The sequence below is a fragment of the Ornithinimicrobium faecis genome (genome assembly GCF_023923225.1).
GTDB classification, from domain to species: Bacteria; Actinomycetota; Actinomycetes; order Actinomycetales; family Dermatophilaceae; genus Ornithinicoccus; species Ornithinicoccus faecis.
This window is the reverse complement of record NZ_CP099489.1, coordinates 1,283,544-1,295,093: the sequence shown is the minus strand read 5'-3', so window position 1 is coordinate 1,295,093 and position 11,550 is coordinate 1,283,544. Positions and strand designations below refer to the sequence as shown.

14 protein-coding genes are annotated in these 11,550 nt (G+C 69.2%); 8 read left to right on the top strand and 6 right to left on the bottom strand.

Annotated features, from left to right (window positions below):
- Positions 1-12: 12 nt before the first annotated feature.
- Both NF556_RS06080 and NF556_RS06075 read left to right on the top strand, forming a co-directional pair.
- Positions 13-363 (top strand): ArsR/SmtB family transcription factor, encoded by a 351-nt coding sequence (locus NF556_RS06080; protein ID WP_252594594.1) that lies wholly within the window; start codon positions 13-15, stop codon positions 361-363.
- A 79-nt stretch (positions 364-442) separates the two neighbouring features.
- A complete protein-coding gene (locus NF556_RS06075) occupies positions 443-1,507 on the top strand; it encodes a flavin-containing monooxygenase (protein ID WP_252594593.1) in 1,065 nt (354 codons plus the stop codon).
- Here the strand turns inward: NF556_RS06075 and NF556_RS06070 are convergent.
- From NF556_RS06070 to NF556_RS06055, 4 genes are all read right to left on the bottom strand, one after another.
- A complete protein-coding gene (locus NF556_RS06070) occupies positions 1,497-3,515 on the bottom strand; it encodes a heavy metal translocating P-type ATPase (protein ID WP_425607065.1) in 2,019 nt (672 codons plus the stop codon). The two genes, NF556_RS06075 and NF556_RS06070, sit on opposite strands and share 11 nt — an antisense overlap.
- Positions 3,512-3,907, bottom strand: a complete 396-nt coding sequence (gene cmtR / locus NF556_RS06065; RefSeq protein ID WP_252594592.1) for a Cd(II)/Pb(II)-sensing metalloregulatory transcriptional regulator CmtR — start codon at positions 3,905-3,907, stop codon at positions 3,512-3,514. Before cmtR ends, NF556_RS06070 begins: the two co-directional genes overlap by 4 nt.
- Positions 3,908-4,008: 101 nt before the next feature.
- Complete coding sequence (locus NF556_RS06060; protein WP_252594591.1) at positions 4,009-4,788, bottom strand: ABC transporter permease; 780 nt, start codon at positions 4,786-4,788, stop codon at positions 4,009-4,011.
- A gap of 10 nt (positions 4,789-4,798) precedes the next feature.
- Positions 4,799-5,731, bottom strand: coding sequence for an ABC transporter ATP-binding protein (locus tag NF556_RS06055; protein ID WP_252594590.1), 933 nt, complete (start codon positions 5,729-5,731; stop codon positions 4,799-4,801).
- 176 nt (positions 5,732-5,907) lie between these two features.
- Between NF556_RS06055 and NF556_RS06050 the strand changes: the two genes are divergently transcribed.
- Together NF556_RS06050 and NF556_RS06045 are read left to right on the top strand one after the other, a co-directional pair.
- Positions 5,908-7,086, top strand: coding sequence for a sensor histidine kinase (locus NF556_RS06050; RefSeq protein ID WP_252594589.1), 1,179 nt, complete (start codon positions 5,908-5,910; stop codon positions 7,084-7,086).
- Positions 7,087-7,123: 37 nt separating this feature from the next.
- Entirely contained in the window at positions 7,124-7,783 is a 660-nt protein-coding gene (locus NF556_RS06045; RefSeq protein ID WP_252594588.1) for a response regulator, read from the top strand.
- 51 nt (positions 7,784-7,834) lie between these two features.
- On the opposite strand, the gene NF556_RS06040 is transcribed toward NF556_RS06045, so the two are convergent.
- Positions 7,835-8,386: a glycine cleavage system transcriptional repressor gene (locus NF556_RS06040; protein ID WP_252594587.1), complete on the bottom strand. Its 552-nt coding sequence runs from the start codon at positions 8,384-8,386 to the stop codon at positions 7,835-7,837.
- A 72-nt stretch (positions 8,387-8,458) separates the two neighbouring features.
- On the opposite strand from NF556_RS06040, the gene NF556_RS06035 reads away from it, so the two are divergent.
- On the top strand, positions 8,459-8,896 hold the full coding sequence (locus tag NF556_RS06035) for a YdeI/OmpD-associated family protein (protein ID WP_252594586.1): 438 nt from the start codon (positions 8,459-8,461) through the stop codon (positions 8,894-8,896).
- Positions 8,893-9,339, top strand: a complete 447-nt coding sequence (locus tag NF556_RS06030) for a hypothetical protein (protein WP_252594585.1) — start codon at positions 8,893-8,895, stop codon at positions 9,337-9,339. The genes NF556_RS06035 and NF556_RS06030 overlap by 4 nt, the downstream gene beginning before the upstream one ends.
- Before the next feature lie 22 nt (positions 9,340-9,361).
- On the opposite strand, the gene NF556_RS06025 is transcribed toward NF556_RS06030, so the two are convergent.
- Positions 9,362-10,126, bottom strand: a complete 765-nt coding sequence (locus NF556_RS06025) for a helix-turn-helix domain-containing protein (protein WP_252594584.1) — start codon at positions 10,124-10,126, stop codon at positions 9,362-9,364.
- A gap of 105 nt (positions 10,127-10,231) precedes the next feature.
- Here NF556_RS06025 and NF556_RS06020 point away from each other — a divergent pair, with 105 nt between their 5' ends.
- Positions 10,232-10,579, top strand: a complete 348-nt coding sequence (locus tag NF556_RS06020) for a DUF1330 domain-containing protein (protein ID WP_252594583.1) — start codon at positions 10,232-10,234, stop codon at positions 10,577-10,579.
- 126 nt (positions 10,580-10,705) lie between these two features.
- Positions 10,706-11,524: an amino acid ABC transporter substrate-binding protein gene (locus tag NF556_RS06015; RefSeq protein WP_252595732.1), complete on the top strand. Its 819-nt coding sequence runs from the start codon at positions 10,706-10,708 to the stop codon at positions 11,522-11,524.
- Positions 11,525-11,550 lie beyond the last annotated feature (26 nt).

Sequence of the window (11,550 nt, the reverse complement as noted above, 5' to 3'; positions counted from 1 at the left end):
CAATATAGAAGGGTGCCGACGACCACTGAGCCCGCCATCGACCTGACCGCAGCCGCTGCCTGCGCGGCCGGCTGTGCGCCCGCCGAGGGCCTGCCGGCAGCGCAGGCCGAACAGTTGGCCGCCCTGCTCAAGGCACTGGCCGACCCCGTCCGACTCCGGCTCTACACACGGATCGCGGCCACCACCGGGGAGACCTGCGTGTGCGACCTGGGCGACTTCGGGGTCTCTCAGCCGACCGTCTCCCACCACCTGCGCAAGCTCCGCGAGGCAGGACTCATCGACAGTGAGCGCCGCGGGACCTGGGTCTACTACAGCGCCGTCCCCACGGCCCTCGCGCCACTCACGCCACTGCTGAACGGCTAGAGAAGAAACATATTGACGCATGTCGATGCAGCTGTCAGGCTTCTTGTATTGATGTTCATCGATACAAAGAGGACTTCTGATGACACTGGGCAGGCTACTGATTGTTGGCGGCGGACAGTCTGGTCTCGCCGCCGCACGCGCTGGGCGGGATCGCGGATGGGAACCGGTCGTGCTGGAAGCCGGGCCCCATCCGGTCGGGTCCTGGCCCGCCTATTACGACAGCCTGCACCTGTTCTCACCGCGCCGGTTCAGCAACTTCCCTGACTACCCCTTCCCCGGCCCGGCGGAGGGCTACCCCCACCGCGACGACGTCGTGAACTACCTGAGTGACTACGCAATGTGGCTCGATGTCGACATCCGCACGAACGCCCGCGTCACGCAGGTCACCGCAGACCCCAGCGAGGGGTTCACCGCGATGCTGGCCGACGGAGCCCGCGTCACCGGCGACGTGCTCATCGCCGCAACCGGTTCCTTCACCAACCCGCACGCTCCACAGGTGCCTGGCCGTGACGAGTTCGCGGGCGAGGTGCTGCACGTGGCCGACTACCGGTCACCGGAAGCGTTCGCCGGGCAACGGGTGCTGGTGGTCGGGGCTGGCAACTCCGCGGTCCAGGTCGCACACGAACTCAGCCACACCGCCCGCGTGGCACTGGTGGTGCGGGACCGGGTCCGGTTCGCACCGCAAAAGATCGCGGGCCGTGATCTGCACTGGTGGCTAGCCCGCACCGGCGCCGACTTCCTGGCGCCCAGGGTGCTGAGTCGGATCGTCAAAGGCACACCAGTCATCGACACCGGCGCCTACCGCACAGCCCTGCAGTCCGGGAGGCTGGAACAGCGAGGCCCGTTCGCCAGGTTCACCCCGCACGGCGTGGTCTGGCCAGACGACACCCGAGAAGACGTGGACGCTGTCATCTTCGCGACCGGCTACCGACCCCACCTGCCCTACCTGACCTCCCTCAGAGCGTTGGACGAGGCAGGGATGCCCCGGCACCAGCAGGGCGTCTCGACCGTGCAGCCCGGCCTTGGATACCTCGGGGTTGAGTTCCAGCGGTCCTTCTCATCAAACACGCTCCGCGGAGTCCACCGCGACGCCGCCCACGTCATCACCGCGCTCGCCCGCCAACGACGGCGAATCAGGCGCTGACGTTCACGGAATCGGTCGAGGACGACGTCCTGGCATCCATCGGATGAACTGGGTGGGCACGGCGCTTGGAACGGGACGCGCGGACGCCGTTGAGGATCACGATCACCTCGGCGACCTCGTGCACCAGCACGACCGCGGCGAGGCCGAGCACCCCGAAAAGCGCCAGCGGGAACAGCACCACGATGATCGCCAGCGCCAGGGCAATATTGCTGGTCATGATCGCCCGCCCCCTCTTGGCATGGGCCAAGGCGTCTGGGATCAGCCGCAGGTCGCTGCCGGTGAAGGCGACGTCGGCGGACTCCACCGCCGCTGCAGACCCCGTCACGCCCATCGCGATCCCCACGGTGGCCGAGGCCAGAGCCGGGGCGTCATTGATGCCGTCACCGATCATCGCGGTCGGCACCTGCTGTGTGGAGTGTCGGATGTGCTCGGCCTTGTCCTCGGGGAGTTGCTCGGCGTGCACCTCATCGATGCCAGCCCGGGCGGCGATCGCGTGGGCGGTGCGGGTGTTGTCACCGGTCAGCATCACCGTCGACAGTCCCAGCTCGCGCAGGGCGAGAATCGCCTCGGCGGCCTCGGGACGCAGCTCATCACGAATGCCGATCACCCCGATGACCTGGTCTTCGACCTCGACGACGATCAGGCTCATGCCCTGACCGGACAGCTCGGTGGCCGACCCGGTGAGGCTTTGGGGGTCGATCCAGCGGGGGCTGCCGACTCGCACCCGGCGGCCATCGACGACGCCGCTCAGGCCGTGGCCTGGGAGTTCGCGCACGTCAGTCGCTTCTGGCCTATTCGGCGCCGCGGCAGTGATGGCCTCGGCCAGCGGGTGGCTGCTGGTCGCCTCCAAGGCAGCAGCCAATCCGAGAACATCGGTCTCGGTGTGCTCTCCGCTGGTGTGAGTCGTGACGACGCGCGGCTCGTTGCGGGTGAGGGTGCCGGTCTTGTCGAACGCAACCCGGCCGATGGTGCCGAGCTGTTCAAACGCGGCACCGGACTTGATGACCACACCGAACTTGCTGGCGGAGCCGATCGCGGAGATCACGGTGACCGGCACTGCGATCGCCAGGGCACACGGCGAGGCGGCCACGAGCACCACGAGGGCACGCTCCGTCCAGGTGGACGGGTCGCCGACCAGGAACCCGAAGGCGACGATCAGCGCGGCAGCGATGAGCACCAGCGGCACCAGGGGGCGGGCGATGCGGTCGGCCATGCGGGCGCGTTCACCCTTGGTGGCGTGCGCCTGCTCAACCAGGTGGACGATCTTCGTGAGCGAGTTGTCGCGCCCATCGGCGGTGGCCTCAATGTTCAGCGTGCCCGACCCGTTGACCGAGCCGGCCAGCATCTCGTCGCCGGGGCCGACGTCGACGGGGATCGACTCGCCGGTGATCGCCGAAGTGTCCACCCACGAGCGGCCCGAGGTCACCACGCCGTCGGTGGCAACCCGCTCACCAGCTCCCACGATGAGAACATCGAGCACGCGGACATCGGCGGCCGGGATCATCTGTTCGCCGCCCCGCCGGGCAACCCGCGCTGTCTCGGGGATGAGCGAGAGCAGAGCGCGCAGGCCCTGCTGGGCGCGGTCCATCGCACGGTCTTCGAGGGTCTCAGCAATGGAGAACAGGAACGCCAGCGCCGCAGCCTCGCCGATGTGCCCCAGCAGCACCGCACCAATCGCGGCGATCGTCATCAACAGGCCAACACCCAACCGCCCCCGCCCCTTGGCGGTGACCAGGCGCTTGATCGTGCCGGGCACGAACGTCCACGCACCCGCCGCCAGCCCCACGGCGAACACGATGAGGGCGGGGGCCTGCTGGCCCGCCCACCCCAGGATGAGGCCGGTCACCCACAACAGACCGGAGACCACCGGCAGCGCCAGGGCGCGGTCGCGCCACCAGGGCGGCACCTCCTCATGCTCCTCGCGTCCAGTCGGCTCGGACGGGCCGCAGCAGGCATCCACCGGCTCGGGGATGACCGGCACCTCGGGGCCGCAGCACTCCCGGCTCACCGCGCCCCCTCCGCCCCGGCCTCAACGGCAGCAGAAGCCACGGCGTCGGGACCACAGCAACCCGGAACTGAGCACTCCGGGTCGATGCACGGCTCATCCTCATCGACCGCCAGCGTCACCTCCACCAGCGCCGTCAGAGCGGCGGCGAGGTGGGGGTCGGAGATCTCGTAGCGGGTCTTCCTGCCCTCGGGCTCAGCGACGACGATCCCGCATCCACGCAGGCACGCCAGATGGTTCGACACGTTCGTGCGCGACAGGTCCAGGTCCCGTGCGAGCTGAGCCGGATACCCCGGCTCAGCCAACAACGACAGCAAGATCCGCGACCGCGTGGCATCGGCCATCGCCCGACCCAACCGGTTCATCACGTCCACCCGAGAAGCAATGGTCAGCATGCAGTGACTATACATTGAACAGTGACCATTCGAGGAGAGCGAGCCCTTCGCTCCGACCGGCTGACCGGCACGCCGGATGACCAGGTGACGATCTGGGCGGCTCACGTCCAGCGGAAGAGCCGGCCCGCAAGCCCGCCAGCCACCACGGTCCAGGCACCGAGGACACCCAGGTCCTGCAGCGCCGGAGCCTCACCGATCCACGCCGCGGACAGGGCAGCGTTGCCAGCGCCATAGGGCAACAGCTCCCCCGCCTGCCGCAGCACGTCCGGCAAGTTCTCGACGGGGCCGAAGCCGCCGCCGAGGGCGAGCATCAGGAAGAACGCACCCAGGCCCAGTGCCAGGCCGGCATTCACCGTCGGTGCGGTGGCCGCGATCAGCAGACCCACGGCATACATCGCGGCAACCAGCAGACCCCCGGCGACCAGGGCCCACCCCAGGCTGACGGGCAGGGTGACGCCGAGGGCGGCCATGCCGACCCCCATCATCACGGCGACTCCGATGAGCACCTGGGCGAGGCTGACGATCCCCTGGGCCGCCAGGATCGTGATCGGTCGGGCCGGCGTGACGGCGAGCCGCTTGAGCACGCCGTACTTGCGATAGGACGCCAGGAACGAGGGCATGTTCACCACGCCCACCAGTGCCACCACCATCGTGACGGTCAGCGGCATCAGGATCTCGTTCATCACAGTGGACCCGCTGGGCAGGACCTGGTCGGAGCTGCCCCCCAAACCGTTCATCACCATGATCAGCAGCGGCATGCCGATCGGCAGGATCAGCCCGGAGGTGTCGCGGATCGTCATCCGGGCCTCGGCCAGGAGCAGCTGCGCCCGGCCGGCTGCGGGCAGGCTGCGCGCCTCGGGCAGCGTCGTCGTGTCAGTCATGATCGTCCTCTCAGGCCAGCCCGGGCTGGGGCTCGGGCTCACCGAGCGCGTGGCCGGTGAGCTGCAGGAAGGCGTCGTCCAACGACGCCGTGCGGGTGGTGAAGTCAGTGGCCGGTATGCCGTGGCTCATCAGAGCGCTCGTGACCTGCCCCACCAGGTCCCCCCGGCCAGAGACCCGCACCCAGGTGCCCTCGATGGACACGTCATCGACGCCCGGCAGGGCGGTCAGCAGGCTCGCCTCTAGCGGCCCGTGGACGCGGAAGCGCACCGCGTCGTCTCCTCCGGCCGCCCGGACCAGGCCTGCGGGGGTGTCCAGCGCCACGACCCGCCCGGCGTCCAGGACCGCCACCCGGTCGGCGAGGCGCTCGACCTCCTCCATGAAGTGGCTGACCAGCACGATCGTGATGCCGTCGTCCCGCATGTCCTCGATCAGCTGCCACATCTGGCGCCGTGCCGCGGAGTCCAGCCCGGAGGTGAGCTCGTCGAGCACGGCCAGCCGCGGTTTGCCGACCAGCGCGGTGGCGATGCTCAACCGCTGCAGCTCACCGCCGGAGAGCTGGTCCGTGCGGGCCGTGCGCAACCGCTGCAGGTCCAGGCGCTCCAGGAGCTCGTCCGGATCGAGGCCGTCGCGATAGAACGAGCGATAGAGCCGGACCTGCTCGATGACGGTCAGGCTCATGTGCAGATAGGCCGACTGCAACTGGACCCCGACGGATTGCAGCACCCGGGCGCGCTCGGCCCGCGGGTCGAGGCCGAAGGTGTGCACCCGCCCGCCGTCGGGCTTGCGCAACCCGATGGCGCACTCCACGGTCGTGGTCTTGCCGGCGCCGTTGCGCCCGAGGATCCCGAAGATCTCCCCGGGCTCCACGGTCAGGTTCACGCCGTCGACCACGTGCCTGCCGGCATACGTCTTGCGCAGTTCCTCGATCTCGATGACTGGCACGGGACTCTCCTTGGTGGCTGCTCTAGTGGCTGCTCTAGTGGGGTGCTGCGTCGTGTCGGCAGCGTGGGATCCACGCTAGGAAGTGGGAGGGGCCCGGCACATCTGCCGGAGGTCACCGATCCGACCCGTGACTTCTGGCACTCACCGCTACGGGAGCCGGTCCATAGGGTGGTGGCATGGAACGACGCGGCAGCATGGAGATCTGGGCCGCGCTGAGCCTGCTGGTGGTGTGCGTGCTGGTCGGGACGGTGGAGGGGGCCATGGTCTGGGACCGCGCGTCGGGGGGCTACTTCGCCGGCTGGTTGGCCATCTTTGTGCTGTTCTTGGTGCTGCTGGGGGTGGCCGCCGCCCGGCGCACTCCTGCGACTGCGATCGGACGGCTCGCTCTGGTGGCTCCGGCGGTCCTGGCTGCCTCCGCGGTGGCACTGCTGTCCCCCAACCCCGGCGGGATGAGCCTGATCCTGCTGGTCTTCGGCACCGCGATCTGCGCCCACCACCTGGATCTGCGCCTCATCGCGATCGTGATCTCCTGGAATGCGCTGGTCATCGTGGCTGCGCTCTCGGGGGTGGGGCCGCTGGTCGAGGGTTCCGCGCCGATCCCCGAGCTGGCGCTGGCCACGATGCTCTACACGCTGCTGCAGGTCGCCAGCGCGGTCATGGTGTGGAGCCAGGAGCGGGTGGCCGAGGCGTTGCGTGACGTCACCGTCGCGCACGTGGAGCTGCAGAGCACCTCGGCGCTGCTCGCCGAGTCCAGTCAGGCGCAGGAGCGGCTGCGGATCTCCCGTGAGCTGCACGACGTGCTGGGCCACCAGCTGACCGTGCTGTCCGTGGAGCTCGAGGTGGCCACCCACCAGGTGGACGGGCCGGCCCGCGAGCACGTGGTGCGGGCCCGCACGCTGGCCAAGGAGCTGCTCGGCGACGTGCGCTCGGTGGTGGGGACCGAGCGGGAGCGCAGCTTCGATCTGCCCAGCGCGCTGGCCCGGGTGGCCCAGGAGGTCCCCCACCCGCGGGTCCACCTGGACATCGACCCGGCCCTCGACGTCGGGGACGGGCACTCCACCACGCTGGTGCGCGCCGTGCAGGAGGTCACCACCAACACGATCCGGCACGCGGAGGCGGAGAACCTCTGGATCTCCCTGGCCAGCGCCGACGGAATCGTGCGCCTCGAAGCGCGGGACGACGGGCGGGGCGCACATCGGCTCACTGCGGGGCACGGGCTCAACGGGCTCCGGGAGCGCGTCGAGGCACAGGGCGGCCGTCTCGACATTGCGGGTTCCCCGGGCTTTAAGGTGCTGGTCGAACTGCCAGCTGCGCTGCCGGTCGACGGGCCGGTTGGCGTGAGCGTGCCCGCATGATCCGGGTCGACGCGTCGGCCGACGCGGTGGTGTCCGCATGATCCGGGTCGTCATCACCGATGACCAGACCCTGATCCGCCAGGGCCTGGACAGCCTGCTGGCGATCACCGACGAGGTGGAGGTGGTCGGGCACGCCGCCGATGGTGACGAGGCGCTGGCGCTCGTGGAGGAGCTCTCCCCCGACGTGCTGCTGCTGGACCTGCGGATGCCGGGGCGCGACGGCATCGCCACCCTGGAGGCGTTGCGCGAGCGCGGCAGCCAGGTTCCTGCCCTCGTGCTCACCACCTTTGATGACGACGAGTTGGTGCTGCGGGCGTTGCGGGCCGGCGCCAAGGGTTATCTGCTCAAGGACGTCACCCTCGAGGAGCTGGTCGGCGCGATCCGCAGCCTCGCCGGTGGTGGCACCCTGGTGCAGCCCGCGCTCACCGAGCGCCTGCTCCAGGGCCTGGGCTCCCTGCCCGTGCCGGACGACTTCGCCCACCTGCCCACGCCGGAGCCGCTGACGCCGCGCGAGACCGAGATCCTGCGCCTGCTGGCCAGCGGTTTCAGCAACCGCGAGATCGCTGAGTCGCTGTTCCTGGCCGAGGGGACGGTGAAGAACCACCTGTCCACCCTGCTGGCCAAGCTCGGTGTCAGGGACCGCACCCGGGCGGTCCTGCGCGCGCTGCACCTCGGCATACTCTCGCCGGGGCCGTGAGGCCGCGGCGCCCACCATCTCGGTGAGACCGGTCTCGGCCTGGCGCTTTCCTCAGGTCGGGTCGGGCACCTCGCCCCAGGCGGGGCCCTCGTCACCGTCGTCGAGCTGGATGTCGAGGCTCAGCTCGCTGGAGACCTCGTCCAGCGAGGAGCGCAGGTCGGTCAGGTCCGAGCCGTCGGTGAGTCCCACGACGGCGATGGCCTCGAACAACCGGTCGCCGGTCATCGGGGCGTCGCTGGTCGAGGTGTGGAACTCCTGGATGCTCAGGCCGCGGTCGGCGAGGGCGCGGGTGACCTCGCGCACGATGCCGGGCTGGTCCTGACCAACGACGTGCAGCCCCACCGGCTCAGCGGTCGGCCCGGACCCGTCGCCTGCCTCGGAGACATCGACGACACCGATCTCGCTCAGGCCCTGCAGTGCAGTGGTGAGCTCCTCGACCCGGTCGGCCTCGACCTCGATCAGGACGGCGCCGGCGAACTTGCCGGCCAGGCGTCCCATCTGGCTCTCCAGCCAGTTGCCGCCGTGCTCGGCGACGGTGCTCGCGAGCTCGGCGACGAGGCCGGGCCGCTCATCGGCAATGACGCTGACCACAAGAGTGCGCATGCCTGGAGGCTACCGCCATCGGACGCTACTGTGTCGAGATGTTGACGGTGCTGAAATGCTGATGGTGCAGAAATGCTGACCGTGCAGGCGACGCTTGATCCGATGGGTCCGGCCACGGCCATCGTGCTCACCGATGAGCAGGTGGCCGAGCTCGGGTCGACGAAGAACCCGCCAGTGGTCGTCACGATCGACGGGACGAGCCACCGGCTGCGGGTCGCCCGGATGGGCGGCCAGAACATGATCGGCCTGTCCAAGGCAGCTCGCGCCGCCCTCGGCGTTGAGATCGGGCAGAACGTCACCGCGACCATCGAGCTCGACACGGCCGAGCGCACCGTCGACATGCCGCCGGAGCTGACCGCGGCCCTCGAGGCTGATCCCACAGCACGCGCAGCCTTCGACGCACTCTCCTACAGCAAGCGCAAGGAACACGCCCGCCAGGTCACCGACGCCAAGACCGAGGACACGCGTGACCGGCGGATCGCCAAGATCCTGGATACTCTGCGGCCATGAGATGGACCGGCGGTGCGCTGCCACTCCTGGGAGGGGTGCTGACGCTGGCCGCCGCGATCATGCCTTCGTGTGCCAACTGCACCGATGAGGGGTGCGGCAACCTGGTGACCTTCCACGTGGCTGCCGACCTGCAGCCGGACGTGCCTTACCAGGTCGAGGCCTGCGCCGACGGCGTGTGCCAGTCCGGGACTCTGCAGGTTTCCGAGGCCGGCGAGGTCAACGGTCAGGTGGCGGACGGCCTGGTGCTGGACCCCGCGTCCGATACCATCTATCTGACTCCCCCCGAGGATGCCGACTGGGAGGGAACTCACCTGGTGACGCTGACCGTGCGCGATGACGACGCAGCCTTGGTCGACCACGCTGGCGATCTCACCTTCACCCGCGACCAGCCCAACGGGCCGAACTGCGCGCCGACCTGCTGGGAGGGCGAGGTCACCCTCTGAGCAGCGACGACCCGGCCTTGAGCTAGCCCTGGAGCAACAGCTTCCGGGTCGAATCATCCGCGGGATAGAAGGCCTCGATCGCCAGCTCGGACAGGGTGACCTCGTGAGGCGTGCCGAAGACCGTTGTCGTGGAGAGCAAGGACAGGACGTCGTCACCCACTCGCAGCCGCAGGGGCACGAGCAACGGCATCGACTCCGCGGGAGCAGTGTGCATCGCCGGCAGGTCACCCACCTCGGTGAGCAGATTGGCCAGGTCGGGGTCTGCGCTGGCATCGTGCTCGCGCCGCAGCCGGTGGATGAGGTGCGTGCGCCACTGGTCGAGGTTCACGATCCTGGGTGCCAGGCCGACCGGGTCCACACTCAACCGGATGACGTTGACCGGCGGCACCAGCAGGTGATCGGGCAGACCGTCCAGCAGCCCATAGAGCGCATCGTTGGCCGCAACCAGGTCCCACCGCCGGTCTACGACCAGCGCGGGAAAGGGCAGGTGTGCCGCGAGGATGCCGTCGATCGCGGCGCTGACCTGCTCCATCGGTGGCGAGTCCAGCCGGTGCTCCGGATGGGCCGGCGCGTGACCAGCCGCGAGCAGCACCTGGTTCTGCTCGCGCAGCGGGACCGTGAGCTGATCGCACAGCCGGAGCACCATCTCCACGGTCGGTCGGGACCGGCCGGTCTCCACGAAGCTGACATGGCGCGGTGAGACCTGCGCCCGGTGGGCCAGCTCCAGCTGGGAGAGGTGCCGCCGGTGTCGCCAGGTCCTGAGCAGGTGGCCCGCTGCGTGTGTCATCCCCGCGGAGATTACCTGTCAGGTCATCGACGGCTCGACCGATTTGTCGTGGACTGGTGTGCAGCGGCCACACCCCGTGGCCGGCCAGACCCACAGGAGATCCTCATGAGCCTTCCCGCCTACGCCATCGGCTACCTCCGCGAGATCCAGTTCGGCGACCAGATCGCGCGCTACATGCGGTGCATCGACGCCACCCTGGAGCCCTTTGGTGGCCAGTTCCTGATCCACGGTGGTGCCCTGTCACCCCAGGAGGGCGAGTGGGACGGCGACATCGTGGTCATCGCCTTCCCGGACCGCGAGTCGGCGCTGGCCTGGTATGCCTCCCCCGCCTATCAGGCCATCCTGCCCCTGCGCACCGACAACTCGACCGGGATCGTCACCATCGTCGACGGCGTCGCCCCAGGGCACCGGGGAGCCGACAAGCTGCGCGAGCTCCTCGGCCAGCCGGCCTGAGCCCCACCACCGCTCATAAGCCAAGGTTTGGATATTCATTTCACACTCTTGGGAATGGAGTGCTTCACTGGGCCGTTGCGAGATCGGGCACCAAGCCCCATCCACGACCAGAAGGACACCCGCAAGATGTCGCTCAACCGCACCCTCACCGTCACCCTCGCTGCCTCCGCGCTCGCCCTCGCCGCCTGCTCCAGCAGTGGCGAGGCGAGCGACGACGGTGACGGGCAGGCCGCCGCCAGCGGCTCCGCCTACGGCCTGGCCAACGAGGGTGTCCTCGTCGTGGGGACCGAGGGCACCTACCGCCCGTTCAGCTTCCACGAGGGCGGGGCCGGCGAGTTGACTGGCTATGACATCGATGTGGTCGAGGCGGTCGCCGAGAAGCTGGACCTGGAGATCGAATACCAGGAGACCCAGTGGGACGCCCTGTTTGCCGGGCTGGAGGCCGGACGCTTTGACGTGATCGCCAACCAGGTCTCGATCAACCCCGAGCGCGAGGCGAGCTATCTGTTCAGCGAGCCCTACACCGTCTCCCCCGGGGTCATCGTGATCCCAGAAGACACCACCGACATCAGCGGCCTGACCGACCTGGACGGCAAGACCACCGCCCAGTCGCTCAACAGCAACTGGGGCAAGATCGCCGAGGGCGCTGGTGCCAACGTCGAGGGTGTCGAGGGCTGGGCCCAGGCCGTCGCGCTGCTGGAGCAGGGCCGGGTCGACGCGACCGTCAACGACTCCCTGACCTTCCTGGACTACACCAAGGAGCACCCGGACAGCCCGATCGCGATCGCCGCCGAGCTCGACGAGGCCTCGCTCAACGCCTTCGCGTTCGGGCAGGACAAGGAGGAGCTGGTCGGCGCCTTCGACGAGGCCCTGGCCGGGCTCGCGGAGGACGGCACACTGGCCGAGCTCGGCGAGAAGTACTTCGGCGCCGACGTCTCTCAGTGACCCGCACCAGCTGAGGACCTGACCTC

Excerpts from the sequence above, each read along its gene's own strand:
- NF556_RS06075 (WP_252594593.1), top strand. The coding sequence starts at position 443 with ATGACACTGGGCAGGCTACTGATTGTTGGCGGCGGACAGTCTGGTCTC.
- cmtR (WP_252594592.1), bottom strand. The coding sequence starts at position 3,907 with ATGCTGACCATTGCTTCTCGGGTGGACGTGATGAACCGGTTGGGTCGG.
- NF556_RS06060 (WP_252594591.1), bottom strand. The coding sequence starts at position 4,788 with ATGACTGACACGACGACGCTGCCCGAGGCGCGCAGCCTGCCCGCAGCC.
- NF556_RS06050 (WP_252594589.1), top strand. The coding sequence starts at position 5,908 with ATGGAACGACGCGGCAGCATGGAGATCTGGGCCGCGCTGAGCCTGCTG.
- NF556_RS06045 (WP_252594588.1), top strand. The coding sequence starts at position 7,124 with ATGATCCGGGTCGTCATCACCGATGACCAGACCCTGATCCGCCAGGGC.
- NF556_RS06040 (WP_252594587.1), bottom strand. The coding sequence starts at position 8,386 with ATGCGCACTCTTGTGGTCAGCGTCATTGCCGATGAGCGGCCCGGCCTC.
- NF556_RS06035 (WP_252594586.1), top strand. The coding sequence starts at position 8,459 with ATGCTGACCGTGCAGGCGACGCTTGATCCGATGGGTCCGGCCACGGCC.
- NF556_RS06030 (WP_252594585.1), top strand. The coding sequence starts at position 8,893 with ATGAGATGGACCGGCGGTGCGCTGCCACTCCTGGGAGGGGTGCTGACG.
- NF556_RS06025 (WP_252594584.1), bottom strand. The coding sequence starts at position 10,126 with ATGACACACGCAGCGGGCCACCTGCTCAGGACCTGGCGACACCGGCGG.
- NF556_RS06020 (WP_252594583.1), top strand. The coding sequence starts at position 10,232 with ATGAGCCTTCCCGCCTACGCCATCGGCTACCTCCGCGAGATCCAGTTC.
- NF556_RS06015 (WP_252595732.1), top strand. The coding sequence starts at position 10,706 with ATGTCGCTCAACCGCACCCTCACCGTCACCCTCGCTGCCTCCGCGCTC.